Origin of the sequence: Streptomyces sp. NPDC093111, from assembly GCF_040683955.1 — a bacterium.
GTDB lineage: Bacteria > Actinomycetota > Actinomycetes > Streptomycetales > Streptomycetaceae > Streptomyces.
The window spans coordinates 92968-119966 of sequence record NZ_JBFBNW010000020.1 but is presented as its reverse complement, the minus strand read 5'-3'; the positions used below and the strand labels follow the sequence as shown (position 1 = coordinate 119966).

The 26999-nt window shown below is 73.5% G+C and carries 20 protein-coding genes; 13 read left to right on the top strand and 7 right to left on the bottom strand.

The genetic code is table 11. The features are described 5' to 3' along the window. Window positions 1–2: 2 nt before the first annotated feature. The 4 genes from AB0Q96_RS30750 (at window position 3) to AB0Q96_RS30735 (ending at window position 5716) form a co-directional block, all read left to right on the top strand. Window positions 3–1229, top strand: a complete 1227-nt coding sequence (locus AB0Q96_RS30750) for a transposase (RefSeq protein WP_365331126.1) — start codon at window positions 3–5, stop codon at window positions 1227–1229. Window positions 1230–1663: 434 nt separating this feature from the next. Further along, window positions 1664–2866 carry a 3-deoxy-7-phosphoheptulonate synthase gene (locus AB0Q96_RS30745; protein ID WP_365331124.1) on the top strand — a complete coding sequence of 401 codons (1203 nt, stop codon included), beginning with the start codon at window positions 1664–1666 and terminating at the stop codon, window positions 2864–2866. A gap of 265 nt (window positions 2867–3131) precedes the next feature. Further along, on the top strand, window positions 3132–3797 hold the full coding sequence (locus tag AB0Q96_RS30740) for an isochorismatase family protein (protein WP_365331122.1): 666 nt from the start codon (window positions 3132–3134) through the stop codon (window positions 3795–3797). Beyond that, window positions 3794–5716, top strand: coding sequence for an anthranilate synthase family protein (locus AB0Q96_RS30735; protein ID WP_365331120.1), 1923 nt, complete (start codon window positions 3794–3796; stop codon window positions 5714–5716). The genes AB0Q96_RS30740 and AB0Q96_RS30735 overlap by 4 nt, the downstream gene beginning before the upstream one ends. Before the next feature lie 37 nt (window positions 5717–5753). On the opposite strand, the gene AB0Q96_RS30730 is transcribed toward AB0Q96_RS30735, so the two are convergent. Together AB0Q96_RS30730 and AB0Q96_RS30725 are read right to left on the bottom strand one after the other, a co-directional pair. Continuing rightward, on the bottom strand, window positions 5754–5930 hold the full coding sequence (locus AB0Q96_RS30730) for a hypothetical protein (protein WP_365331118.1): 177 nt from the start codon (window positions 5928–5930) through the stop codon (window positions 5754–5756). A 156-nt stretch (window positions 5931–6086) separates the two neighbouring features. Continuing rightward, window positions 6087–7499, bottom strand: coding sequence for an aminopeptidase P family protein (locus AB0Q96_RS30725; protein WP_365331116.1), 1413 nt, complete (start codon window positions 7497–7499; stop codon window positions 6087–6089). Window positions 7500–7710: 211 nt separating this feature from the next. Between AB0Q96_RS30725 and AB0Q96_RS30720 the strand changes: the two genes are divergently transcribed. Then, window positions 7711–8694, top strand: a complete 984-nt coding sequence (locus AB0Q96_RS30720) for a helix-turn-helix transcriptional regulator (RefSeq protein ID WP_365331114.1) — start codon at window positions 7711–7713, stop codon at window positions 8692–8694. Window positions 8695–8739: 45 nt separating this feature from the next. On the opposite strand, the gene AB0Q96_RS30715 is transcribed toward AB0Q96_RS30720, so the two are convergent. From AB0Q96_RS30715 to AB0Q96_RS30695, 5 genes are all read right to left on the bottom strand, one after another. Then, on the bottom strand, window positions 8740–11559 hold the full coding sequence (locus AB0Q96_RS30715) for an AAA family ATPase (protein WP_365331112.1): 2820 nt from the start codon (window positions 11557–11559) through the stop codon (window positions 8740–8742). Between the two features lie 531 nt (window positions 11560–12090). Then, entirely contained in the window at window positions 12091–13323 is a 1233-nt protein-coding gene (locus tag AB0Q96_RS30710; protein WP_365331110.1) for a 3-deoxy-7-phosphoheptulonate synthase, read from the bottom strand. Window positions 13324–13330: 7 nt separating this feature from the next. Then, entirely contained in the window at window positions 13331–14410 is a 1080-nt protein-coding gene (locus AB0Q96_RS30705) for a hypothetical protein (RefSeq protein WP_365331108.1), read from the bottom strand. Window positions 14411–14672: 262 nt separating this feature from the next. Continuing rightward, window positions 14673–16784, bottom strand: coding sequence for an anthranilate synthase family protein (locus tag AB0Q96_RS30700; protein ID WP_365331106.1), 2112 nt, complete (start codon window positions 16782–16784; stop codon window positions 14673–14675). Next, on the bottom strand, window positions 16781–18427 hold the full coding sequence (locus AB0Q96_RS30695; protein ID WP_365331104.1) for an FAD-dependent monooxygenase: 1647 nt from the start codon (window positions 18425–18427) through the stop codon (window positions 16781–16783). Before AB0Q96_RS30695 ends, AB0Q96_RS30700 begins: the two co-directional genes overlap by 4 nt. Before the next feature lie 307 nt (window positions 18428–18734). Between AB0Q96_RS30695 and AB0Q96_RS30690 the strand changes: the two genes are divergently transcribed. The 8 genes from AB0Q96_RS30690 to AB0Q96_RS30655 all read left to right on the top strand — a co-directional run bounded on the left by AB0Q96_RS30690 (window position 18735) and on the right by AB0Q96_RS30655 (window position 26953). Further along, the gene (locus tag AB0Q96_RS30690; RefSeq protein WP_365331102.1) at window positions 18735–20003 is read left to right on the top strand and encodes an aspartate kinase; all 1269 of its coding nucleotides are present in this window, start codon (window positions 18735–18737) and stop codon (window positions 20001–20003) included. A gap of 23 nt (window positions 20004–20026) precedes the next feature. After that, on the top strand, window positions 20027–20854 hold the full coding sequence (locus tag AB0Q96_RS30685; RefSeq protein WP_365331100.1) for a 2-amino-3,7-dideoxy-D-threo-hept-6-ulosonate synthase: 828 nt from the start codon (window positions 20027–20029) through the stop codon (window positions 20852–20854). 87 nt (window positions 20855–20941) lie between these two features. Further along, window positions 20942–22045, top strand: coding sequence for a 3-dehydroquinate synthase II (locus tag AB0Q96_RS30680; protein ID WP_365331098.1), 1104 nt, complete (start codon window positions 20942–20944; stop codon window positions 22043–22045). A gap of 12 nt (window positions 22046–22057) precedes the next feature. Next, on the top strand, window positions 22058–22819 hold the full coding sequence (locus AB0Q96_RS30675; protein ID WP_365331096.1) for an amidohydrolase family protein: 762 nt from the start codon (window positions 22058–22060) through the stop codon (window positions 22817–22819). Continuing rightward, window positions 22816–24138, top strand: coding sequence for an AMP-binding protein (locus tag AB0Q96_RS30670; protein WP_365331095.1), 1323 nt, complete (start codon window positions 22816–22818; stop codon window positions 24136–24138). The genes AB0Q96_RS30675 and AB0Q96_RS30670 overlap by 4 nt, the downstream gene beginning before the upstream one ends. Window positions 24139–24215: 77 nt before the next feature. Then, window positions 24216–25412 carry an FAD-dependent monooxygenase gene (locus AB0Q96_RS30665; RefSeq protein ID WP_365331093.1) on the top strand — a complete coding sequence of 399 codons (1197 nt, stop codon included), beginning with the start codon at window positions 24216–24218 and terminating at the stop codon, window positions 25410–25412. Window positions 25413–25444: 32 nt separating this feature from the next. Beyond that, entirely contained in the window at window positions 25445–26251 is an 807-nt protein-coding gene (locus AB0Q96_RS30660; RefSeq protein WP_365331091.1) for a 2,3-dihydro-2,3-dihydroxybenzoate dehydrogenase, read from the top strand. Between the two features lie 42 nt (window positions 26252–26293). Further along, window positions 26294–26953 carry an isochorismatase family protein gene (locus AB0Q96_RS30655; RefSeq protein WP_365331090.1) on the top strand — a complete coding sequence of 220 codons (660 nt, stop codon included), beginning with the start codon at window positions 26294–26296 and terminating at the stop codon, window positions 26951–26953. The last annotated feature ends 46 nt before the right edge of the window (window positions 26954–26999 follow it).

Here is a 26999-nt window from a genome sequence, read left to right as displayed (position 1 = left end):
TCATGCTCAGCCTCGACCCGCGTCCCTTCGCTCCGACGCGAGGAACCCACCCCGTCCCCGCCCCCACACCCAGCCCCTTCCAGGCCGGCACCCACGACGCCGTCCTCTCCGAGTTCTCCTCGACGCTCTTCACCTCGCTGTCCCGGAACGACCAGTGCAGGAAGGCCGTCCAGTACCTGCGGGGCCTGCTGGAGACGCCGGGCCGCAAGTCCGTGCGCAACATCGCCGCGCTCCTCGGCGAGCAGGCCTCCGAGCAGAACCTCCACCACTTCATCTCGGCCTCCACCTGGGACTGGATCCCGATCCGCCGGGCACTCGCCGACCACTGGGTCGACGCCCGCCCGCCGCAGGCGTGGGTGGTGCAACCGGTCATCATCCCCAAGACCGGACGTCACTCGGTCGGCGTGGACCGGCACTTCTTCCCGACCCTGGGCCAGATGCTCAACGCCCAGCGCGCGGTCGGCGTCTGGGCCGCCTCGGACACCACCAGCACCCCGGTGAACTGGCGCCTGCACCTCCCCCAGGCCTGGCTCAAGGACGACCGGCGCCGCAGCCAGGTGGCGATCCCCGACGACGTGCCGGTGGAGACGCTCAGCGAGTCGGTGGTCGAGGCCTGCCTGGAGGCCGTGACCCGCTGGCAGTTGCCCGTGCGCCCGTTCGTCCTCGACTCCTGCGAGGTGCACGCCGTCCCCATCTTCGAGAAGCTGCACGCCACCGGCATGCCGCTGCTGGTCAGCGTCTGCGAGGACCAGCCGCTGACCGTCGCGGACCCCGCCCTGCCCGGCGCCGGACGCACCCCGCTGACCGCCGAACAGATCATGATCATGGCCAAGGACCTGCGGCGCCCGGTCACGACCGCCCGCCACGAACCGGGCGGCCCGCCGCGCACCCACTGGGCCGCGACCGTACGGGTCACCGGACCGTCCCTCCCCGGATCCTCGGCCGGTCAGGGCGAGGTGCTCCTCCTCGGCGTGGGCGAGGAGGGCGGCCGCTGGCCGGCCAAGCTGTGGCTGACCAACCTCACCACCGCGCCGCCCGCCTCCCTCGTGCGGCTCACCCGGCTCGCCGACCGCGTCGACCGGGACTTCAGGGAGATCGCCGACCGGGTCGGCATCCGGGACTTCTCGGGGCGCTCCTTCGGCGGCTGGCACCGCCACATCACCCTCGCCTCGGCCGCGCACGCGGTGGTGGCCCTGGCCAGGAGCGAGGGCCACGCCCTGAGCGCCTGACGCCCAGCCACCCCACATCCCACATCCCCACATCCCTACATCCCCGCTCCCCTCCGCCCGCCGCCCGCCGCCCGCTCCCCTCCGCCCGCCGCCGGCATTCCCGCTCCCCGATTCCCCGCCCCCTATACCCCTCTCCCCCATATCGCTCCCCGCGACCGGCGGGCCGACGGTTTCCCCACCGTCGGCCCGCCGGTCTCTTCGTATGCGCGCGCCATTCAACTATCGCGCGGGCACGGGCACTTGACATATCCACGGCCACTTGACGGATCGCGCGTCACCTGACGGATACCGACCCCGTTTCCCCCGAAGGACCGGAATCCGTCGGACGATCTACCGCGAGCAGGAATTCCCGCCCTGCCCCTTTTCCCCTCCTCTTCTCTTTCCCTTCTTCGCGTCCCGCATCGCCGTATGCCGCCTCGCGATTGGAGAATCCGATGGACGACGCCCTGCTCGACATTCGATATGAGAACGCGTTACAGCAGCCCCCGTGGGAGGACGAGTCCCACGTCCTGCGGGTGCGCAAGGAACTCGCCGCCCTGCCCGCCCTCGTCGACGCCGGGGACGTACGCACCCTGCGGTCGATGCTGGCGCGGGTCGCGGCGGGCGAGGCGCATGTGGTCCAGGCGGGCGACTGCGCCGAGGACACCGCCGAGTCCACCCCCGGCCACGTCGCCCGCAAGGCCGGCCTGCTGAACGTCCTCGCCGGACAGCTGCAGATGGCCACGGCGAGACCCGTCGTCCGGATCGGCCGCATGGCCGGCCAGTACGGCAAGCCGCGCTCCAAGCCCACCGAGCGCGTCGGCGACCTCGAACTCCCCGTCTTCCGGGGGCACATGGTCAACAGCCCGGAGCCGGACCCCGAGTCGCGGCGCCCCGACCCGGAGCGGCTGCTCTCCGGCTACCAGGCGGCCCGCGCCGTCATGGCCGGCCTCGGCTGGCTCGACGCCCCCGGCCGCACCCGCATCGGCGCACCCGTGTGGACCAGCCACGAGGCGCTGCTCCTCGACTACGAGGTCCCGATGCTGCGCCGCCAGCCCGACGGGCGGCTGCTCCTCACCTCCACGCACTTCCCGTGGATCGGCGACCGGACCCGGCAGCTCGACGGCGCCCACGTCGCCCTGCTCGCGGAGGTCGTCAACCCGGTGGCCAGCAAGGTCGGCCCCGACATGACGCCCGAGGAACTGCTCGCCCTGTGCGAGCGGCTCGACCCCGAGCGGGAGGCCGGCCGGCTCACGCTCATCGCCCGCATGGGCGCCGGGAACGTCGCCGAGCGGCTGCCCTCGCTCGTGGCGGCCGTACGCGCCGCCGGGCACCCGGTGATCTGGCTGAGCGACCCCATGCACGGCAACACCGTCAGCACCCCCGTGGGCCTCAAGTCCCGCTACCTGGAGACCGTCGCGCGCGAGGCCGACGAGTTCCGCGACGCGGTCGCCGCCGGGGGCGGGGTCGCGGGCGGACTCCATCTGGAGACGACGCCCGACGACGTCACCGAGTGCGTCCTGAACGCCTCCGAGGTCGACCTCGTCGGCACCCGCTACACCAGCTGCTGCGACCCCCGGCTCAACCCCGGCCAGGCGCTGTCCGTGGTCTCGTCCTGGTGGCGGGCCGCGCACGCGGTCCGGCCGGCGGCCGCGTAGCCGCCACGGCCCCACCACCCCCGGCACGGCGCCGACCACGCCGTACCGGGGCCCACGGGAGGGGCGCGGCCGGGCCCCGGGGAGCCCCGCGGGCTCCCGCACCCCTCCGCGCCTCGCCGCGCCCCTCCGCCGCCTTCCGGCCCACGGCCGCCCCCGGTCTTCCACGGCCTCCCGCGGCCTCCCGCGGCCGTCCCCGGCCTTCCGCGCCGTGCGGGGACCGCGAGCCGTCCACACCACACCACCTCCCTTCAAGGAGAGATCAGCCATGGCGGGCATACCCCCCATCGAGCCGTACGCGCTGCCGTCCGCGGACGAACTGCCCGGCAACACCGCCCGGTGGTCCGCCGATCCGGACCGCGCGGTGCTGCTCGTGCACGACATGCAGCGCTACTTCCTGCGCCCGTTCCCCGCACCCCTGCGCGAGCCGCTGGTGCGCAACGCCGCCCTGCTGCGCGAGCGGGCCGTCGCCACCGGGATGCCGGTGGCGTACACGGCGCAGCCCGGCGGGATGAACCCCGAGGAGCGCGGGCTGCTCAAGGACTTCTGGGGGCCCGGCATGCGGGTCGACCCGGCGGACCGCGAGGTCGTGGAGCCGCTGGCGCCGGGGCCGGACGACCAGGTCTTCACCAAGTGGCGCTACAGCGCGTTCTTCCGCTCCGGCCTGCTGGAGTGGATGCGCGAACGGGGCCGCGACCAGCTGGTGGTGTGCGGGGTGTACGCGCACGTCGGCGTACTGATGACCGCCGTCGACGCGTTCACGAACGACATCCAGCCGTTCTTCGTCGCCGACGCCGTCGCCGACTTCTCGGCCGCGTACCACCGGCAGGCGCTGGAGTACGCCGCCGAGCGCTGCGCCGTCGTCACGACCACCGACACCGTCCTCGGGCAGCTGGGCACGGCGACCGCCCGCACCGCCGGAGCCACCGCATGACCGCGGCGCCCACCGACCTCCTCGCCGCCGTACTGGCCGCCGACCCGCCCGCGTACGCCCTGCTGCACCGCCCGGAGAGCGCCGGGCAGGAGACCGTGGACGTGCTGCTCGGCCGGATCTCCACCCCGGCGACCCTGGCGGACCTGCCCCTCCCGGACCGCGCCCCGGCCCCCGGCGACGGGCCCCGGCACGATCTGCTGACCCTCGTCCCGTACCGGCAGATCACCGAGCGGGGCTTCGCGGCGCCGGACGACGGCGAGCCGCTGATCGCGATGAGCGTCACCGACCAGACCACCGTCTCCCTCGACGAGCTCCTGCGTCGGCTCCCCGACCTGCCCCTCGACCTCGCCGGCGGTGACTTCGACGTCGAGGACGAGACGTACGCGGAGACGGTCCGGCGGGTCATCGCCGACGAGATCGGCACCGGGGAGGGCGCCAACTTCGTCATCAAGCGCTCCTTCGTCACCGAGATCACCGGCTACACCCCGCGCAGCGCGCTGTCGTTCTTCCGGCGCCTGCTGCGCGGCGAGTCGGGCGCCTACTGGACGTTCGTCGTGCACACCGGCGAGCGGACCTTCGTCGGCGCGACGCCCGAGCGGCACATCAGCGTCCGGGGCGGCAACGCCGTGATGAACCCGATCAGCGGGACGTACCGCTATCCGCCCGCCGGCCCGAACCTGCCCGGGGTGATGGACTTCCTCTCCGACCGGAAGGAAGCCGACGAGCTGTACATGGTCGTCGACGAAGAGCTGAAGATGATGGCCCGGATCTGCGAGGGCGGCGGGCGGGTCGTGGGCCCGTACCTCAAGGAGATGGCCCGGCTCGCGCACACCGAGTACTTCATCGAGGGGCACACCACCCGGGACCCCCGCGAGATCCTGCGGGAGTCGATGTTCGCGCCGACGGTCACCGGCAGCCCGCTGGAGAGCGCCTGCCGGGTCGTCGAGCGGTACGAGCCCGAGGGCCGCGGCTACTACAGCGGCGTGGTCGCCCTCCTCGGCCGCGACGCCCGGGGCGAGCACGCCCTGGACTCGTCCATCCTCATCCGCACCGCCGACATCGACCGCGGCGGCCGGGTGCGGATCGGTGTGGGCGCGACGCTGGTGCGCCACTCCGACCCGGTGTCGGAGGTCGCCGAGACCCGGGCCAAGGCGGCCGGGCTGCTCGCGGCGCTCCGGGAACCCGGAACGGCCGGCGGCCCGCGGCCCACGGCGGGTGCGCCCGGCTTCGACCACCACCCCGAGGTCCGGGCCGCGCTGGAGGGCCGCAACGCCACCGTCGCCGGCTTCTGGCTCACCGGTCACGCCGAACGGGCCCGGCCGGTGCCCGAGCTCGCCGGCCGCCGGGTCCTCGTGGTGGACGCGGAGGACACCTTCACCTCGATGATCGACCACCAACTCCGGTCACTGGGGCTTGAGGTGACGGTCCGTCGATTCGACGAGCCGTACGCGTTCGACGGGCACGACCTGGTCGTGATGGGCCCGGGGCCCGGCGATCCGCGCGAGGTCTCCCACCCGAAGATCGCCCACCTGCGCGCGGCGGTCGACACCCTGCTCGCCGAGCGTCGCCCGTTCCTCGCGGTCTGCCTCAGCCACCAGGTCCTCAGCCTGCGCCTCGGTCTGCCCCTGGTCCGCAGGGACGTGCCCAACCAGGGCGTCCAGCAGGAGATCGACTTCTTCGGCGCCCGCGAACGCGTCGGCTTCTACAACACGTTCGCCGCGCGCAGCCGCGAGGACACGGTGGACTGCGCGGGCGTGGGCCCCGTGGAGGTGAGCCGCGATCCGCTCACCTCCGAGGTGCACGCCCTGCGCGGCCCGCACTTCGCGTCGATGCAGTTCCACGCGGAGTCCCTCCTCACCGAGGACGGCGTACGCCTCTCCGGCGGGCTGCTGCGGGAGGTCCTGGGCGCCCGCCTCTGAGCCGGGCGGGCGCGGACCCGGGCGCGGCGGGGGACCCTCACCCCGCCGCGGCCACCGCGTTGCGCGCCCGCGCCCGGTCTACGAGCCACGCGACGAGGGCCACGAGCAGGGCCACCGCCGCCGCGTAGACCGGCAGCCAGAGGGTCGTGGTGGCGGAGAGGCATTCGGCGACGGCGGTCCGGCTCTGGGCTGCCTGCGGGATGCGCTCGTCCACGGCCCCTCCTGGCTGGTCCGGCCACCAGCATCGCGGTGTCCGGCGGCTCCGGCCGGGCGCCATGCCGGTGTCCTCCGCCGTCCGGCCCGGTCGGCGGCACGCCCGAGCCCCGGTGCCGTGCGGACACCGGGGCTCGGGGCTGCGGGCCGCGGAGGGTCAGCCCGCCGTGCGGGACATCCAGGCCTCGACCTCGTCCGCGGTGCGCGGGAGGCCGGCGGAGAGGTTCTCGTAACCGTCGGCGGTCACGACCAGGTCGTCCTCGATGCGGACGCCGATGCCGCGCCACTCCTCCGGCACGGTGAGGTCGTCCGGCTGGAAGTAGAGGCCGGGCTCGACGGTGAGGACCATACCGGGCTCCAGGACGCCGTCGACGTACTCCTCGTTGCGCGCGTGGGCGCAGTCGTGGACGTCCAGACCGAGCATGTGGCCGGTGCCGGCCATGGTGAAGCGGCGCTGCAGACCGAGCTCGTACGCGCGCTCGGCGGGGCCCTCGATGAAGCCCCACTCGACCAGCTTCTCGGCGAGGTACCGCTGGGAGGCCACGTGGAAGTCGCGGTAAGCGGCGCCCGGCTTGACCGCGTCGAAGCCGGCCTGCTGCGCCTCGTACACCGCGTCGTACGCCTTGCGCTGCACGTCGGTGAAGGTGCCGCTGATGGGGAGGGTGCGGGTGACGTCGGCGGTGTAGAGGCTGTGCGTCTCCACGCCGGCGTCGAGCAGGAGCAGCTCGCCGGGGCGCACGGGGCCGTCGTTGGAGGTCCAGTGCATGATCGTGGCGTGGTCGCCGGCGGCGGCGATCGTGCCGTAGCCGACGTGGTTGCCCTCCAGGCGGGCGCGGCGGTAGAAGGTGCCCTCGATCCAGCGCTCGGAGGTGGCGATGGCCTTGGAGAGCTCGCGGATGGCGTCGTCGAAGCCGCGCACCGTGGAGTCCACGGCCTTGCGCATCTCGCCGAGCTCCCACGCGTCCTTGACGAGCCGCAGGTCGCTGAGCACCTCTTCGAGCTCGTAGTCGCGGTCCTCGTCGGTGGCGACGGCGGCCTCCAGGGCCGGGTCGATGCCGCGGACGATCCGGGTGGGGACCTCGGTGTCGGCGGCCAGGTCGGCGGCGAGCGTCCGGACGTCGCGACAGGGCAGGCCGAGGACCCGCTCGGACTCGGCGAGGGAACGGCGGCGGCCCATCCACAGCTCGGCGGTGTAGCCGATCCAGAACTCGTCGGTGTCGCGGCCGTCGCGCGGCAGCGTGTAGAGGGCGGCGTCGTGGCCGCCGTCCGCGCGCGGTTCGAGGACGAGGGCGCAGTCGCGGGCCTGGTCGCCGGTCATGTGGACGTAGCCGGTGTACGGCCGGAACGGGTAGGTGTCGTCGTTGGAGCGCACCTTGAGGTTGCCCGAGGGGACCACCAGGCGCTCGCCGGGGAAGAGCGCGGAGAGCGCTTCGCGGCGGCGGGCCGCGTACGGGGACTGCTCGGCGAGTGCGAGGTCGTGCCGCTCGGTGTCGGCCCAGCCGGTGCGCATCAGCGCGGACAGTTCCTCGGAGATCCCGTCGTACAGACCGTTCTTCCGCCCCTTGGCCACGATGTGTCCCTTCTTCGCTGTGGGTGCTGCGCGGGTGTGCCGCCCGTACGGGGGCAGGGCGCGCCCCGCCCCCGTTCGCCGGGACGCGCCCGCTGCCGCCGAGACTCGGCGTCGTCCTGGACGGTAGCGCCCGGCGACGGCCGTGTGGGCCTGGGAGTGCCAGTGGCACTGATCTGCCACACGGGGGTGCGGAGGGACGATAATGCGGGGTATGACGAACGCGAGACTCGGCGAGGCGCTCCGGCTGCTCGGCATCGACGGGACGGCGGTGCGGGTCTACCTGACCCTGCTGGAGCGGGCGCCCGCTCCGCTGGGCGAGATCGGGGAGGCGGCCGGGCTGGATGGCGCGGAGCTGGCCGCCGCCTACGACGCGCTGACGGAGGCGGGTCTGGCGAGTGCCGCCGAGGGGGCCGGGGACGTGGTGGCCCCGGTGCCGCCGGCCGCGGGCCTGGAGATCCTGGCCCGGCACCGGGCGGCGGAGCTGGAGGAGTCGCGGATCGCCGTCGGCGGCGCGTTCGACTCGTTCCGGCGGCACCGGCTGGCCGCGTACAACGACGATCTCGTCGAGGTCGTCACCGGCGAGGCGATCGGGCGCCGGATGCGGCACGCCTGGGCGAGCGCCCGGGAGCAGATCCGGCAGTTCGAGTCGCCGCCGTACGTCCCGCTGACGGGTGCCACGGAGGACTCGCTGGCCACGCTGGCGCGGGGGGTGCGGCAGCGGGTCGTGTACGCGCGGGAGGCGCTGGAGCATCCGGGGCACCTGAAGGACGTCATCGAGCCGTGCGTCGAGGCCGGGGAGCAGGCCCGGGTGCTGCCGTCGGTGCCGGTGAAGCTGCTGATCATCGACGAGGCGTACGCCCTGGTGTCGCTGTCCATCAAGGAGGCGGACGTCGTCAACACGCTGCTGGTGGTGCAGCCGTGCGGGCTGTTCTCCGCGCTGGTGGCGCTGTTCGAGCAGTCCTGGCAGAACGCGCTGCCGCTGCACGGCGGCGCGGCGCGGCCGGGCGGCCTCGCGCCGGGCGACCGGCGGCTGCTGCGGCTCCTGGCGGGCGGTGCGAGCGACGAGGTGATCGCCCGCGAGCTGGGGATCAGCCGGCGCACCTTCTTCCGGCGGCTGCAGATCCTGATGGCCCGGCTGGGCGCGGCGAACCGCTTCCAGATGGCGCTCCAGGCGCAGCGCGCCGGCTGGCTGTGACACGGAGCCGCCCGGCCGGAGGCTCCGGCCGGGCGGCGGTGCCGGTCAGCCCTCGGCCTCCGCGGCGGCGTCCTGCTTGAGGACCCAGCGGGTCAGCGCGACGCGGCTGGACAGGCCCAGCTTGGAGAAGATGTGCCGCAGGTGGCTGTCCACGGTGTGCGGCGAGAGGAAGAGGCGGGCCGCCACCTCCCGGTTGGTGAGGCCCTCGGCGACCAGCCGGGCGACCTTGATCTCGGACCGGGTCAGCTGGCTCCAGGCGAGCGAGGCCAGCTGCGGCGGGCCCGCCGCCGTCCGGGCGACCAGGGGCCGTCCGAGCCGTTCGGAGACCCGGTCGGCGTCCATCCGCAGACCCGCCGTCGTGAACAGGTCGTACGCCTCTCGGATCAGGTCCGTCGCCTCGTGCCGGTGGCCGGTGTGCTGCATCGCCGCGCCCAGGTCCTCCAGGGCCTCGGCGCGCAGCGGGGTGCGCGGGCTGTCCTGGTACGCCTCGACGGCGGCCCGCAGCATCGCCGGGTCCCCTTCGAGGAGGCCGCGGGTGTGGGTGTCGGCGGCGGCCAGTGACGCGAAGCCCGGGTTGCGGCGGGAGAGTCCGCTGATGGCGTCGGCGACGGCGCTGGCGATCTCGCGGGCGCCGGTGCGCAGGGCCAGCCGCACCACGCGCGGGGCGGCGCCCGGCTCCTGGGTGAACAGGAGGACCCGGCCCGGCAGGCCGTCGAGCAGCGGCTTCAGTGCCTCCAGCGCCTGTTCGGGGCGGCCTTCGGCCTCCAGGAGCAGGGCCGTGCACCAGGCGAGGTCCTCGACGCGGGAGCCGATGCCGTCCGCGTCGAGGCGGCGGGCGCACTCCAGGCGGGTGCGGGCCGTCTCCAGGTCGCCGGAGCAGAGCGCGAGCCGGGAGAGGGTGGCGAGCAGGGGCACGCCCATGGCCATGGTGGTGAGCTGTTCGGCCATGCGCAGACCGGCCTCGGCCTCGGCGACGGCGTCGTCGACCAGGCCGCGGGCCAGCCACAGTTCGGCCCGGTGGTAGTGCCACAGCGGCTGCGACCAGGCGGTGCCGAAGCGGTGCGCCTCGCGCTGGCCGTACTCGTAGACCGCGGCGGCCTCCGTGAAGCGGTCGGCCGCGGCCATCGCGGAGCCGAGCCACAGGCGCGGGTGGAGCTGCGCGGCCTCGCCGCCGTACTCGTCGGCGATCTGCACCGCCTCGCCGGCCAGGGTGATGGCGCCGGAGATGTCGCCGGAGGACTGTGCGGCGATGCTCTGGGCGGCGATGCCGAGGGCCATCGACGGGTACTCCGCCGCGCTGCGGGCGAGCAGGACGGCCTGGTCCGCCGAGACGGCCGCCTCGGGCAGTCCGCCCGCGTTGAGCAGGGCGTGGGCCTGGATGGCAAGCACCCGGGCGCGGACCGAGTCGGCGACGCTGGGCAGCGCGAGCGCCCGCTCGGTGTAGCGGACGGCGGCGACGTCCTGGCCGCCGTGCTTGAGCGCCGAGGCCAGCCCGTACAGGAGCATGGCCTCGGTCTCGGGGTGCATGCCGGTCTTGAGGGCGGACTCGCCGAGCTCCTGCGCCTCGGAGAGCCGGCCGACGGTGGAGAGCAGGCCGACCGCCTCGGCGGCGAGCCGCGGCCGGACCGGGTGGTCGTCGCCGATCGCCTTGAGGGTGCGCAGGGCGAGGTCGGCGGCGGTGCTGGGGGAGGTGCGGGCGAGCTGGGTGATGGTGGTGCGCAGGGCGTCCACGGTCTGGCTGTTCCAGTGCGAGCTGCCGCGGATCAGGTGCTCGGCGATCTCGCTGGCCGGGCGGTTCTCGGCGCGCAGCACGGTGACCGCCTCGCGGTGCAGCACCTTGCGCACGGGGCCGGGGATGGCGCTCAGCACGGACTCGCGGATGAGGTCGTGGCGGAAGGCCAACTCGGTGCCGGTCTCCATGAGGGCGTCCTGCTGCATCGCCTCCTCGGCGGCGGCGACCAGTTCGACGGCTCTTCGGCCCCACAGGCCCGCGGCCTCGTGCACGGTGAAGGGGCGGCCGAGGACCGCGCCCGCCTCCAGTAATCGGTGGGCGTCCTGCGAGAGGCTCTGCAAGTGCCGCTGGACCGCGTCGACGAAGCCGGCCGAGAGGTCGGCGCCGATGGGCCGGTCGCCGAAGCCGGGCAGGCCGTCGACGGCCGGCAGCGGTCCGCCCCCGGTGCGCTGCCCGCTCAGCAGCTCCTCCAGGAGGAAGGGGTTGCCGCCGCTGCGGCGGGCGAGGGCGAGGAGGTCCCGGTCGGGTTCCGTGCCGAGGATCTCGCGGCACAGCGCGTTCACGGCCTCGTCGTCGAGGGGGTGCAGGTCGAGGCGTTCGACGCCCTCCTGGAGCAGCAGTTCCACGGCGCTGCGGCCGGGCGAGCGGGAGGGCGCGGTGCGGCAGGCGAGCAGCCACAGGACGGGCGAGGAGGTCAGCGAGGGAACGAGGAGGCGCAGCGCGAGGGCGGTGAGCTCGTCGGCCCACTGCACGTTGTCGAGGGTGATGAGGAGCGGCCGCTCGGCGACGTAGCGTTCCAGCCGGTCGCCCAGCTGGTCGATGAGCCAGAAGCGGTTGGAGGCGGGGTCGCCCAGCTGGTCGAAATTGTCGACGACGAGGGGGGCGCTGTTCCGCAGGGCGCCGAGCAGGGTGCTCAGAGGGGCGACGTGGTCGAGCTTGGTGGCGCGTCCGGTGGCCGTCGCCATGCCCAGCTCGGTGGCGTATTCGCTGGCGGCCGTGAGGAGTCGACTCTTGCCGATTCCGGGTGAACCTTCAATAATCAGACACTCGCCGACGCCGGCCATGGTGTTGTCGAGCGCTGTGCGGATGCGGGCCAGTTCGGCGGCTCTGCCGACCATGCGTCCCACGGGCATATGCGTGTCCTCCCCCAACTCACGCACCACTTCTCATGGATGCACCCAGCGCGCTTCGTGAGCTGCGTCACTCACTCCGCGCCGCCATCGTCGCACACGGCGTCAGGCTACTGTTCGAACCCCTGAACGGCGACCGGGCAGATCACCCCTTGATCGACTCGATACCGCGGGATGACTCGGGCATGACCGATCCTCGCACCTGTGGCGCGATCGGATCGCGGTGATTTCACGCCGATCCGGTGAAGTCGACGCACACCGGATCACCGGCGCCGCGCCCCGCGAGAACTCGCTTCGCACGCCGGAGGGGTGAAGGACCGGAGAAACGGGCCCGGAGCGCATGAATCCGGCCGGAAGGAATCGCGCCGCCGGGGACCGGAATCCATCAGGTCCCCGACGGACGAAAGCGGCCAGCGGAGCGATTCGGACGCCCTACTAAGCTGGTTCGTACAGGAGTTGAACACACTACGAATCAACTTAGGACATGCCCCGGGAACGGCAGGGCGACGCGGCGCCGTCGGCCCTGACGCCGCCTCAGAAGCAGTCGGCGATCAGCTCCAGACCTTGCTCCGGGCTGAGCCGGGGGTCGCAGAGCGTGGTATAGCGCCCTGTCAACTCCCCCTCGCTCGTGACGGCACCGCCGACGCACTCGGTGACCGGCTCCCCCGCGGCCTCCAGATGGACGCCGCCCGCGGGCACGCCCTGCGCCTCCAGCGTCCGCAGGAAGATCCTCACCTCCCCGACGAGCGTGTCGAGGTGACGTGTTTTCAGGCCATTGGACGCGGTGACCGTGTTGCCGTGCATCGGGTCGCAGAGCCAGACCGCCGGGTGCCCGGCCTCCCGTACCGCGGCGACCAGCCCCGGCAGCGCCTCCGCGGCCCGGTCCCGGCCCATGCGCGCGATCAGGACCAGCCGGCCCGGCGTGCGCTCCGGGTCGAGCAGCCCGCACAGGCGCCGCAGCGCGGCGGGGTCCGCGGTCGGGCCGACCTTGCAGCCGACCGGATTGGCGAGGGTCGCGAGCATCCGCACATGGACGGAGTCGGGGTCGCGGGTCCGCTCGCCGATCCACGGCAGATGCGTGGAGGCCAGGTACGTCCCGAGGCGCGGGTCCTCGCGCAGCAGGCCCGCCTCGTAGTCGACGACCAGCGCCTCGTGACTGGACCACGGCCCGAGCGAGGGGCCCCGGTGCCCCGCGGCCTCCTCGGCCGCCGCCCGCGCGGACCGGTGCTCGTCCACCTGGCCCAGGACCCGGGACGCCGCCTGGTAGGCCCAGAGCATGCGGCGCGGATCGGGCTGCCGGGCGGCCCGGCTGGGCACCTCGGAGTTGACCAGGTGCCCCCGGAACGAGGGCAGCATCCGGTCCTCGTACCGCTCCACCGGCTTCGACCGGGGCTTGGCGTACTGGCCGCCGATCCGGCCGATCCGCAGCACCGGGCGGCCGGTGCGGTCGCCGATCGCCTCGGCGAACCGGTCCAGCATGTCGAGCCGGGCGCCGATCGCCTCGGGGCCGCACTCGTAGAAGCTCTCGGCGCAGTCGCCCGCCTGCACGACCTGCCATGCGCCGAGCGCGACCTTCGCCAGGGCGGCCCGCAGCCGGACGAGGTCGTCGGCACGGACCAGCGGGGGCGCGGAGGTCAGGGCCTCCATGGCCGCCGGGTACGCCGGGTGGTCGCGCCACTGCGGGTTCTGCGCGGCGGGCTGGGCGGTCCAGCGGTGCAGATCGGCGTGGGGTGCGGTGGAGAGGGCGGTGGACGGGGCGGTGGCCATGACTGACTCATTCATCGGCGTCACGGGCGCCCTCGACGGGCCAGCCCTGGTGGGAGGTCGGAAGGGCGGAGGCGGCGCACAGCGCCCCGGCCAGCACGGACTGGACCTGCGCGTACTTGACGGCCGACGCGTCGCCGGCCTGCCCCGGTACGGTGTGGAAACCGCCGTGCCGACGGTCGGCCAGCCGGTCGATCGCCGCCCGGGAGACGGCCGTGGCCCCGCAGTCGTCGTGGCCACGGGAGCGGAGCACCGCACCGGCGAGCAGGAGGTGCGCGGCGTCGCCGCCGCTGATGCCCGACGCGCCTTCCCTGGACGTGAAGTGACGGACCGTCACTGCCATCGTCCGGTGCGCGGCGTCGGCGTGCTCCGCCGATTCGAGCAGCCGCGCCGCATGGGCCAGCGCGAGCGCGATCCTCGGCTCGCCCCCGGGCGTGGGCAGTTCGCGCGCCGCACGACCCAAAGCCGTGGCCATGCGCGGGAGTTGCTCCGTGTCCACGTCGGACTCGCCGAGCGCGTCGGCGATGGCCAGCGCGCGCAGGGCGGCGGCCGCGGTGAGCGGCGAGGGCGCGTCGTCGCCGGTCCGCTTCCAGTCCTCGCTGAGGGCGCCGGGGAACGCCCCGTCCCGGCAGGTGCCGAGGCAGCGGTTCAGCAGGTCGACGGCCCGGACCCGGGCCACCGGGTCGGCGGTGAACCGGCTGCCCACGAGCAGCGCGGTGGCCGCGTGGAACTGGTGGCGCAGGGTGCGGGCACGGCCCTCGGGCCGAACCCGCCAGGACCGGTCGGCCACCTCGGAGAAGCCGGGCCGGCCGTCCCGGTCCAGCAGGGCCTGGAGCCCCTGGAGCGCGATCGGCAGCTCCTCCGGCGCGTTGTCGGCCAGGGCGAGCACCGCGGCGGACTGGTCGGTCAGGTGCTTGTGACCGCTGATCGGGCTGCCACCGGCCGCGGGCGCGGCCCGGTGCACGCCGCCCTCCCGCCGGTCCAGGAGGTGGTGGGCCAGCCAGCGCATGGCGGAGTGGCGGAGGAGTTCCGGCTGGGAGGTCCGACGGCCGGGCGGCCGTTCGGTGCGGTCGGATGGGCTCTGGGACATGGGGGTTCCTCGTCGTCCTCGTCCGTGGGCAAGGGGTTCCGGGGGTGCGGAGGGGATCCGGCGGTGCGGAGGGGATCCGGGAGTGGGGAGGGGTTCCGGGAGTGCGGAGGAGATCCGGGAGTGCGGAGAGGGTCCGGGGGTGCAGTCGGGATCCAGGAGTACGGAGAAGATCCGGTGGCGCCGAAGGGGTCCGGGATCGCGACCTCCGGGGATCGCGACCTCCGGGGGACGCGACCTCCGGGGACGGTCCGCGGGCGTCGGCTCAGACGGCCACGGGGGCCACCGGGGACAGGACTCCGCACAGCAGCGCGCTGAGGATCCCCGGCCCGTGCTGGGTGAGCACGGACTCGGGGTGGAACTGCACCGTCGCGAAACCGGGACCGCGCATCGCGTGGACCTGGCCGGTGACGGGATCGCGGCTCACCTCGACCGGCCGGGACAGGCCCGGGAGGGCGAAGGCGTCCGCCGCGCAGACCGCGGCGAAGGTGTTGTAGAAGCCGACCAGTTCCTCCCCCCACGGCAGCCGCACCGGCAGCTGCACGCCCTGGTTGGGCCGGTCCCGGCGCACCAGGTCGAGGCCGAGGACCCCCGACACCACCTGGTGCCCGAGGCAGACCCCGAGGAAGGGGACGTCCTTGGCGAGCAGGCCGCGGACCGCGCGGCGCAGCGCGGCGATCTTCGGATCGGCCAGGTCCCGGGGGTCGCCGGGGCCGGGGCCGACCACGGCGAAGTCGTACCCGGCCGGGTCGGGGTGGTCCCGCCAGGAGCGCACCTCGACGTCGCAGCCGAGCGCCTCCATCTGACGGGCCAGCATGGCGGTGAACGTGTCCTCGGCCTCGATCACCAGACCGCGCCGCCCCGCGAGCTCCGGCGGCCGGTGCGCCGCGCCCCGCTCGGGCTCCAGCCAGAACCGGGCGAGCGAACGGTTGCGTTCGGCCAGCAGCGCGCGGACCTCGGGGTGCTCCCCCAGCCGTAAGGGGGCCGTCCGGGCGGCCGGAACCACCGGCGCGGCACCCACCGGGCACCCCTCACGACCGGCCTCCGCCACCTCTCCTACCCCTCCCTCCCCCACCGGCTCGTCCGGCTCGTCCACCCCGAACGCCGCCAGCAGCCCCGCCGCCTTCGCGCGGGTCTCGGCGGCCTCGGCGGCCGGGTCGGAGAGCCGCACCAGGGTGGCGCCGACGCCCAGGCGCAGCCGGCGGGCGGCGTCGACCTCGGCGGTGCGGATCACGATCGCCGAGTCCAGCGCCACCTCCCCCGCGGCGTCCCGGCCGATCAGCGCGGCCACGCCGCTGTAGTAGCCGCGCCCGCCGCGCTCGTGCCGGGCGATCACCCGGCAGGCGTTCTCCAGCGGGCTGCCGGTGACGGTCGGCGCGAAGAGGCTGCCGCGCAGGATCGCGTCGACACCGGCCCGGGTGCGCCCCTCGATGAGGTACTCGGTGTGCGCGAGCCGGGCCATCTCCTTGAGGTACGGGCCCCGGGCGATGCCGCCGTCCGGGCAGAACCCGGCGATCATCTTCAGCTCCTCGTCCACGACCATCAGGAGCTCGTCGGCCTCCTTCCGGTCGCGGAGGAACGTGGACAGGTCGGCGAGTTCGGGTCCGGCCGGCGGGTAGCGGTAGGTGCCGCTGATGGGGTTCATGACGGCGGTGCCGGCGTCCACGCTGATGTGGCGTTCCGGCGTGGCCCCGAGCAGCATGTGGTCCCCGGTGTACACCAGGAACACCCAGTACGCGCCCTGGCTCTGGGCCAGCAGCCGCCGGTAGACGGACAGGGCCTGCTCCGGCCCGAAGCCGGGGAGGTCCGCCGTGAAGGTGCGGTGGATGACGAAGTTGGCGCCTTCGCCCGCGCCGATCTCCTGCTTGACCACGTCGCGGACGATCGCCTCGTACTCCTGGTCGTCCAGGTCGAATCCGGCGTCGCGCAGTTCGACGGGCGTGCGCGGCAGGCGTCGCATCAGCTCGTCGACGCCGACCGTCCCCTGCCTGCGGACCGTCAGGGTGCGGATCGGCGCGTGGTCGTCCTGGCACACGAAGCCGCGTTCGGTGATCTGGCGGTACGGGATGAGGGCCAGCACCTGGTGCCGGGGTCCGTCCGGGCCGGCGTCGGCGCCCACCGGCGCGCCCGGCTCCGCCTCCGTGAGCGGAAGTTCGGAGAGCAGATCGGCGGTGCCGGGGTCGCCGAGCAGGATCTCCACCCGGTCTCCGGTGCGCTCCGGCCGGTAGAGGAGGGCGAACGCCTCCGGTACGGGCGTCCCGCCGATGCCCGCCGGACCGTCCCCGGCATCCCCTGTATCCCCCGGACCGCCGTGGTTCCCGGCGTCCCCGCCGGCTCTTGCCGCGCGGGCGAGCAGCAGGTCGAGGAGCTCGCTCATGCCCCGACCGCCTTCGCGCGGCCGAGCACGAGGTCCAGCAGTGCCGAGCCGTCCTCCGGGAGGCGGTCGCCGCGCCAGGCGGCGTGCTGGTCGGGTCGTACGAGGACCAGGTCGGCGCCCCACACCGTACGGATCGCGGCGGCTTCGGCCGCGTCGAAGGTCAGGTGTTCCAGGGGCACGCCCTGTTCGGCGGCCCGCTTGGCGAGCGGGGCGCCGGCGCCCGTGCCGGAGAGGTCGACGAGGGTGAGGCCGGGGCCGAAGCGGTCGAAGAGCTGGGTGCCGTCCGCCAGGGGCAGCGCGGGCACCCGGCCGCCGGGCCACACCTGGGGGGTGATGCCCGTCCACTCCCAGCGCGGGGCGGGTCCCGGCTCGGCGGCGACGACCCGGGAGCGGTGGTAGCGGTGTCCGAAGTGGATGCCGGAGTTGTCGACCTGGTACGACTCGCGCTCCAGGAATCCGGCCAGCTGCTCGCGGGAGGCGCCGTCACGGGCGAGCTGTCCGAAGCGCCGCCAGACCTCCAGGAGGTTGCTCGACATCTCCTTGTTGAACAGGGCGACCGGGCGCCGTTCGTCCTCGTAGCTGTCGAGGAGCGCCTCTCCGCCCCAGCCGGCGAGGCGGGCGGCCAGCTTCCAGCCGAGGTCCACGGCGTCCGCGATGCCGGTGTTCGCCCCGTGCCCGCCGAAGGGGTAGAACTGGTGGGCCGAGTCGCCGGCCAGGAAGACCCGGCCCTCGCGGTAGCGGTCGGTGACGGCGAGCGTGCCGGTCCAGTGGCTGACCGTGAGCACCTCGTCCACGGTGAACTCCTCGCCCAGCTTCTCGCACATCGCGGCGACCGGGTCGCCCTCGAAGCGGGTGCCGTCGGGTATCTGGAACGAGGCGGTCCACAGTTCGCCCTCGTCCCGGGAGACCAGGGTGATGCCCCGGGCGCTGGTGGTGATGAACGCGCGTCCGTGGCGCCGCAGCAGCGGGTCGGAGCTGCGGAAGTAGACCGAACAGCGGCTGCTGGAGGGGCCGCTGACGGGCTGGTCGACGCCGAGCGCGCGGCGCACGGCGCTGCCCCCGCCGTCGCAGCCGACCAGGTACTCCACCCGGAGCTCGCGTTCCCGGCCGGCCGGCTCCTCGCCGCGGTCGGCGAGGGTGACGGTGACGCCGTCCGCGTCCTGCGCCAGGGCGGTGACCTCGACGCCCTCCTCGAAGTCCACCAGCGGGTGCTCCCGCAGCGCCTGCCGGAGCACGTCCTCCAGGAGCGAGCCGGTGATCCGCAGATAGGGTTCGGCCGCCCCGGTGCCGTCGGCGGCGGTCGCGTACCGCTCGGCCTGGGCCCGCGGGGACGGCTGGCGCCAGACCGCCACCGGCGGCTCGTCCAGGCCCGTCAGGAAGACGAAGTCGGCGTCGAATCCGGCGGGCACCGCGCCTTCCCTGACCCGGTCGGCGAGGCCGAGCCTGCGCAGCAGCTCCATGCTGCGCGCGTTGATGTAGTCCATCTTGGGGAACAGCGGCGGCGCGGCGGCCCGGTCGACCACCCTGCTCCGTACGCCGTGCCCGGCCAGTTCCAGCGAGAGGATCGCGCCCGCCGGTCCCGCGCCGGCCACCAGCACCCGCGCCTCGTCCCCCGTGCGGCTCCGCAGCTCTTGCACACCCACGTCGGACGGCTCCTTCGGCTCCTGCACGGCCCCCTTGGACACGCGACGTTGCCACCATCCTCACGGGGCGTCCGGTGCCCGGGGATCACGACTTCGCGTGATCCCCGTGATCTCGCGCCATCACGCCACTGCCCGGATATCCCGTGAAACGGCGATGACCGAAACCTTGTGCTGGACCAGGCTGACCCTCGCCGCTCGAACAGATGGGTGAGGCCGCCTTCGGGTCACAGCGACCGGAAGGCATCTGACAGCCGACAGACAGCCGACAGCCGACATTCGACAGAAACAGCCGACGGGGGCTCCTGACATGGGCGTGCTGGTTCAGAAATACGGTGGCAGCTCCTTGGCCAGCACGGAGCGCCTGGACGCGGTGGCCGCGAGAATCGCCGAGACGCACCGTCGCGGCGCGTCGACCGTCGTCGTGGTGTCCGCGAGGGGCGGCGTCACCGACGACCTCCTCGCGCAGGCCGCCGCCGCCGGCGGCTCCGACATCGGTACGGAGCACCTGCGCGAGACCGATCAGCTCCTCGCCACCGGGGAGTGCGCCTCGGCGGCGCTGCTGGCGCTGACGCTGCTGCGCCTGGGGGTGCCGGCGGTCTCGCTGACCGGGGCCCAGGCGGGCATCGCGGTGGTCGGGAAGCCGGGTTCCGCCATCGTCGACCGGATCGACACCACCCGGATCAACGAGCACCTGGAGCAGGGCAGCGTCACCGTGGTCACCGGCTTCCAGGGCCGCAACGCGCACGGGGACACCGTGACGCTCGGCCGGGGCGGCTCGGACACCAGCGCCGTCGCCGTGGCCGCCGCCCTGAAGGCGCGGTGCTGCGAGATCTACACCGACGTCGACGGGGTCTACAGCGCGGACCCCACCCATGTCCCGGACGCCCGCAAACTCCCCTTCGTCCACGCCTCGATGATGGCGGAGATGGCGTTCGCGGGGGCGAAGGTCCTCCACCCACGGGCGGTGGAGCTCGCCGCGCTGCACGGGGTCGAGCTGCATGTCCGTACCTCGCTCGGAACTCAGGAGGGAACCGTTGTCGGACAAGGAGAGGAAGAGGGGGGCGAAATGACCTCGCTGGAAACGGGGGGCGCGGTCGTCGCCGTCACGTCGGACCCCGATGTGGCAAGGGTCCTGGTGCACGCGCGGGGACGCAGCGATCTGGCGGCCGAGGTGCTGTCGATCCTCGCCCGGCACGCCGTGCCGATGGATCTGGTGGCCCGTTCGGGTCCCCACGAGGAAGAGTTCCGGATGGGGTTCACCATCCGCAGGAGCCATGTGTCCGAGGTCGGGCCCGCGCTGGACAAGGCGGTCGCCGTGCACGGCGGTGAGGTCCGGGTGGACTCGGACGTGGCCAAGGTGTCGCTGATCGGCATGGGGCTGCTGAACCGGCCCGAGTACGTGGCGCGGATGACCGCGGCGCTGGCCGCCGCCGGCATCGCGACGAGCTGGGTGTCCTCCTCCCAGTTACGCGCCTCGGTCACCGTGCCCGCGGACCGTCGCGTGCAGGCCCTGTGCCTGCTGCACAAGGAGTTCGACCTGTCCGGAGCCGGTACCGAGCAGACCGTGGCGCTCTGAGCCACCAGTTGGGGAGGTCAGTCGTGTCAGTCAACTATTCCGCGCGCAGTCTGCGTCTGCGGCGTCTGTTCCGTCACCGCGACCAGAGACTCATGGTCGTGCCGCTGGACCACTCGATCGCGGACGGCCCGCTCACCGCCCGGGGCGGACTCGACGCCCTGGTCGGGCAGTTGGTCGGCAACGGGGTGGACGCGGTGGTCCTGCACAAGGGCAGCCTGCGCCATGTGCGGACCGACCGGTTCACCGGGATGTCGCTGATCATGCACCTGAGCGCCAGCACGGCCCATGCCCCGGACCCGGACGCCAAGTACCTGGTCACCGGGGTCGAGGAGGCCCTGCGGCAGGGTGCGGACGCGGTCAGCGTCCACGTCAACCTCGGCTCGCGGGACGAGCGGCAGCAGATCGCCGACCTCGGCGCGGTGGCGGACGTCTGCGACCGCTGGAACGTGCCGCTGCTGGCGATGATGTACCCGCGGGGTCCCAAGATCAGCAACCCGCGCGACCCCGAACTCGTCGTGCACACCGCGACGCTCGCCGCCGACCTCGGCGCCGACATCGTCAAGACCCTCTACACCGGCTCGCCCGACGAGATGGCGGACATCGTCGAGGCGTGCCCCATCCCGGTGATCGTGGCCGGCGGTGTCCGGTTGGACGCCGAGGACCAGGTCCTGGACTTCGTGGGCGACGCGATCCGCGGCGGGGCCGCCGGGGTCGCCATGGGCCGCAACGTCTTCCAGGCGCCCGACCCCGGGGCGATGGCCCGCAAGATCTCGCAGATCGTCCACAGCACGAGCGAGGGCCCCGGCGCGCACTCCGCCCGCCGGGAGGCCCTCGCCTCCGGAGCCGTCTAGCCGTCCGGCCGGGGCGGACCGCCGTCCGCCGACGCGCCGCTGCTCAACCGGAACCCGTTCACGTGTGACATATAAGGAGCCGTACCCGTGAAGCTCACCTGGATCGACGTCCGCTCGCTGAAGAACGCCAAGAAGGCCGTCATCGAAGAGGCCGTGCACCAGCGGATCGACGGTGTCGTCAGCTCCAGCCTGTCGGACCTCAAGGGCCTGCCGCCGACCGTGAAGAAGGTCTTCCTCCCGCAGGGGAAGGAACTCCCGGCGGAGTTCGGGCCCGCCGACGTGGTGATCCTGTCCGACCGTCAGGGCGACGCGGCCGAGCTGGCCAAGGCGCACCCGACGATCGAGTTCGGGCGTTTCGTGGAGATCGTCGACGCCGACACGCTGGAGGACGCCTGCGTGGCCTCCCGCGAGGAGAAGTGGGCGCTGCTGCTCTTCCGTGACCCCACCAAGATCCCGCTGGAGATCGTGCTGGCCGCCGCGGCCAAGGCCGAGGGCAGCATCATCACCGTGGCCCAGGACGTGGAGGAGGCCACCATCATCTTCGGCGTCCTGGAGCACGGCTCCGACGGCGTGATGATGGCTCCGAAGACGGTCGGCGACGCCACCGCGCTGAAGGCCGCCGCCGAGGTCCAGCCGGCCGAACTCCAGCTGACCGAGCTGGAGGTGGTGCGCACCGAGCACATCGGCATGGGCGAGCGCGCCTGCGTCGACACCTGCTCGCACTTCCGCGAGGACGAGGGCATCCTGGTCGGTTCGCACTCCAAGGGCATGATCCTGTGCGTCAGCGAGACGCACCCGCTGCCCTACATGCCGACCCGCCCGTTCCGTGTCAACGCCGGCGCGATCATGTCGTACACGATCTCCGGCGAGAACGACCGCACCAACTACCTGAGCGAGCTGAAGGCCGGCAGCAAGGTCCTGGCGGTGGACGTCAAGGGCCAGACCCGGGTGGTCACGGTCGGCCGGGTGAAGATCGAGTCCCGTCCGCTGATCTCGATCGACGCGGTCGCGCCCGACGGGCGGAGCGCCAACCTGATCCTCCAGGACGACTGGCACGTCCGGGTCCTCGGCCCCGGCGGCACGGTGCTGAACAGCACCGAGCTGACGCCCGGCGACAAGGTGCTCGGCTACCTGCCGACCGCCGACCGGCACGTCGGCTACGCGATCGACGAGTTCTGCATCGAGAAGTAGGGACACGTCCTGATGGAGCGGCAGCCCGTATTCGACTTCCACGCCAGGCTGCCCGCCGCCCCCGGTGCCCTCGACCGGCTGCTGTCCGTGATGGACGGCAGCGGGGTCGGGCGCGCCGGGGTCGCGGCGGGCGGTGTGGTCGATCTGGACGTCCTCGCCCGCCAGTTGATCGAGGGCGGGCACGTGACCTCGGACCCGGACAACGCCGGTGTACGGGACGCCGCGCTGGCCTCGGGCGGCCGGCTGACGCCGTTCTGGTTCGGCAACCCGCACCGCGGGACCGCCGGTTACCGGGCGGACGGCGCGCGGTTCGCCGCCCTGGAGCTCTCCCCGGCGGTGCACGGCGTCCCCCTGGACGATCCGCGCACCGCCGCCTTCCTCGATCTCGCCGCGGAGTTCGGGCATCCCGTCTACGTGGTGTGCGTGGACCGGGCGGGCTGCCGGGTGTCGGACCTCGCCGCGCAGGCGGCGAAGCGCCCGGGGACCGTGTTCGTGCTCGGGCACCTCGGCATCGGGCTGATCGACACCTACGGGATCAGCCTGGTGGAGCCCGTCCCGAACGTGGTCGTGGAGACGTCCGGGGCGTTCGGCTTCACCGTCCGGGTCGCGATCGAGCGGCTCGGGGCCGAGCGGGTGCTGTTCTCCGCCGAGCACCCGCTCCAGCATCCCTCGGTGGAGCTGACCAAGTACCAGGCCCTCGGGCTTCCGCAACCGCTGCTGCACCAGGTGCTGTGGCAGAACGCCCACCGGATACTCGGACTGGAGTCACCATGAGCCGGCAGTTCTCGGAGCGCCTTCCCCAACTGGGCGACTGGCGCGATCAGGAGCAGCTCCGCAAGATGCAGGACGAGCAGCTGCGCGAGACGCTCGTCTGGGCCCGGAACTCGCCCTTCTACCAGCGCCGTTTCGGCGGCGGGCCCGCGCCCGCCTCGCGCGCCGACTTCGAGGGTCTGGCCCTGACCGGCAAGCAGGACCTGAGGGACGCCTATCCGTTCGGCATGCTGGCGGTGCCGAAGGGCGAGCTGGCCACCTACCACGAGTCCAGCGGCACGGCGGGCAGTCCGACCCCCTCGTACTACACCGAGCGGGACTGGACCGACCTGTCCGAGCGCTACGCCCGCAAGTGGGTCGGCATAGGGCCGGACGACACGTTCCTGGTCCGCACCCCGTACGCGCTGATGATCACCGGTCATCTGGCGCAGGCGGCGGCGCGGCTCAAGGGCGCGACGGTGGTCCCCGGCGACAACCGCTCGCTGGCGATGCCGTACTCGCGCGTGCTGCGGGTGCTGCACGACCTGGAGGTCAGCCTGACCTGGTCGATGCCCACGGAGATCCTGCTGTGGGCGGCGGCGGCGCGGGCCGCCGGGCTGGTCCCGGACCGCGACTTCCCGGCCCTGCGCGCGGTGTTCGTCGGCGGGGAGCCGCTCAGCCCGGCGCGCCGCGCCCGGATCAGCGAGATCTGGGGCGTCCCCGTCGTCGAGGAGTACGGCTCCACGGAGACCGGCAGCCTGGCCGGCGAGTGCCCGGAGGGGCACCTGCACCTGTGGGCGGACCGGGCGGTCTTCGAGGTCTACGACCCGGGGACCGGCACGCTGTCGGCCACCGGCGCCGGGCAGTTGGTGGTCACCCCGCTGTACCGCCAGGCCATGCCGCTGCTGCGGTACAACCTGGAGGACAACGTCGAGGTCTCCGACGAGCCCTGCCCGTGCGGTTGGCAGCTGCCGACGGTGCGGGTCCTCGGGCGTTCCTCGTTCGGCCACCGGGTCGGCTCCGCGACCGTCACCCAGGCGCGCCTGGAGGAGCTGGTCTTCGGGCTGCCGGTCGAGCACGGCGTCATGTTCTGGCGGGCCCGTGCCCGCGCCGATCTGCTGGAGCTGGAGATCGAGGTGGCCCCCGAGCACCGGGAGGCGGCCCGCACCGCGCTGGCGGCGGCGATCGAGGCCGAGTACGGGCCCGTCCCCGCACGGATCGACGGGGTGCCGCCCGGCTCGCTGGTGCCGCTGGAGGCCCTGACGGGCGTCCACGACGTGGTGAAGCCGCGCAGCCTCTTCGGGCCGGACGAGGACTGGAGCAAGGCGCTCCTCTACTACTGAACCACTTCCGCACGTCCGTCAGACATCGGGTCCCGGCTGTCACGGGCGGCACGGGAGGCATGAAAGGAGAGCAGCGCATGGCGGAGGTACCCCCAAGAATCGCCATTGTCGGCGCCGGTATCGCCGGAGTCGCGCTCGCGGTGGCCCTGTCCAAGCGTGGTCTCACCTGCGACGTGTTCGAGCGCACCCGGCACCTGCGTGAGATCGGCGCCGGGATCCAGATCTCGCCCAACGGTTCGCGGCTGCTGCTGGCCCTCGGGATCGGCCGCAGCCTGGACCGTACCGGCGTACGGCCGGAGTCGATCGACGTACGCAACTGGGCCGACGGCGGCACGCTGGCCCGTACCGTCCTCGGCGAGGCGTGTACCGACATGTACGGGGCGCCCTACCTGGCCCTGCACCGGGCCGGGCTGCACAGCGCCCTGGTGGAGCAGCTCCCGGAGTCCGCCCTGCACCTGGGCATGGAGTGCGTGGAGATCGACGAGCTCGACGACGAGGTGGTGCTGCGGTTCGCCGACGGCTTCGAGTTCCGGGCGGATGTCGTCATCGGTGCCGACGGCATCCGCTCGACCGTCCGCGGGCGGACCGTCGGCGACGAGCCGCGGTTCTCCGGGCAGTCCATCTACCGGGCCGTCGTCCCGGCGTCGGCCTGGCCGGCGGCGGAACGTCCGCACGTCTCCATCTGGATGGGGCCCGGCCAGCACTGCGTGGCCTACCCGATCTCGGGCGGGCGTGCGGTCAGCATCGCCGCGACCGCCCCGGCGGGCGACTGGCGGCGCGAGTCCTGGTCGGCCGAGGGCTCCCCGCGGGAACTGCTCGACGCCTACGCGGGCTGGGCGCCGGAGCTGCTGTCGCTGCTGTCCGCCGCGTCGAGCGTGACCCGCTGGGCGCTGTACGACCGCGACCCGGTGGAGAAGTGGAGCAGCGACCGGGTGACCCTGATCGGCGACGCCGCGCATCCGATGCTGCCCTTCGGGGCGCAGGGTGCCGCACTGGGCCTGGAGGACGCGCTGGCCCTGGCGGTCTGCCTCAAGGACGCCACCGCCAAGACCGTGCCCGACGCGCTGCGCCGTTACGAGGGGCTGCGCAGGCCGCGCGCCGAGCAGGTCCACCGCTTCATCCGGGAGAACGAACGCAATCACCACGTCGAGGACGGCGACCGGCAGCGCGAACGGGACGCCGCCCTGGACACGGACTTCGGGCTGCGCCAACGGGCCTGGCTGTTCGGGTACGACGCCGTCGCCGAGGCGGCCGAGGCCACCGTTCAGGAGTAAGCGAAACACCATCAACGAGGCAGGGGGAGCCAATGAGCACGGTGTTGTCCACCGGTACGGAGGGGATCAGCGGCCGCGTCGCCGTGGTGACGGGTGCGGGCCAGGGCATAGGCGCGGCCGTCGCCCGGCTGCTCGGCGTACACGGCGCCCAGGTGGCGCTGTGGGACGCGGCGCCGGAACCGGTCACCGACGTGGCCGCGGAACTCGACGCCGCCGGCGTCAAGAACACGCCCATGTGCGTGGACGTCCGCGACAGCGCCGCGGTCGAGGCGGCGGCGGAGCGGGTGGAGCGTGAGCTCGGCCCGGTGGATCTCCTGGTGAACGTGGCCGGGGTGCTCCGTACCGGTGCCGTCCTCGATCTCGCCGACGAGGCGTGGGACGAGGTCTTCGGCGTCAACGTGCGCGGGGTGTTCGCGGTCTCCCGCTCCGTCGCCGGCCGGATGGCCGGCCGCGGCAGGGGCGCGGTGGTGACCGTCGCCTCCAACGCGGGCGGCGTGCCGCGCGTCGGAATGGGCGCGTACGCGGCCTCCAAGGCGGCGTCCTCGATGCTCACCAAGTGCCTCGGGCTCGAACTCGCCGGCCGGGGCGTGCGCTGCAACGTGGTCTCCCCCGGCTCCACCGACACCCCGATGCTCCGGGACATGTGGGACGCGGCCGGCGACGGGGCGAACGACGCCACGGTCAACGGCTCCCTGGAGGCGTTCCGGGTCGGGATACCGCTCGGGCGCGTCGGCACCGCCGAGCAGGTCGCGCAGGCCGTCCTGTTCCTGCTCTCCGACCAGGCCTCCCACATCACCCTCCAGGACCTGTACGTCGACGGCGGCGCGGCGCTCGGCTGACCGCCGACGCCCGCCGCCGTCCGCCCACGAAGGAGAATCGAGATGGCGATCCCGCCGATTCCGCCCTATCCGCTCCCGACCGAGAGCGAGCTGCCGCGGAACCGGGTGTCCTGGCTGCCGTCGGCCGACCGGGCGGCGCTGCTCGTCCACGACATGCAGCGCTACTTCCTGGCCCCGTTCGACCGCGCGGCCGAGCCCGCGGGCCCGCTCCTCGCCCATGTGCGCCTGCTCGTGGACACGGCGCGCGCGCTCGGCGTCCCGGTCGCGTACACGGCCCAGCCGGGGGACATGGACCCGCGTCAGCGGGGACTGCTCGCCGACTTCTGGGGGCCGGGCATGAGCAGTGCCCCGGAGGACCGGGAGCTGCTGCCGGAGATCGCGCCGACCGGCGACGACACGGTGCTGACGAAGTGGCGCTACAGCGCGTTCCACCGCACCCCGCTCGCCGAGCTGATGCGGGACCGGGGGCGGGACCAGCTGATCGTGGTCGGGGTCTACGCCCACATCGGCTGCCTGGCCACCGCGTACGACGCGTTCGCCCACGACATCCAGCCCTTCCTGGTCGCGGACGCGCTCGCGGACTTCGGCCCGGCGGAGCACCGGCAGGCGCTGGACCAGGCGGCGGACCGCTGCGCGGCGGTGCTGACCACCTCCCAGGTGGTCGAGGCGATCGGGATCCCAGGAACACGTGATGTGGCCTAGCGGGCGGCGCCTGGAAGCTGAAGGTGACGTTTCGGTCACGGCCGGC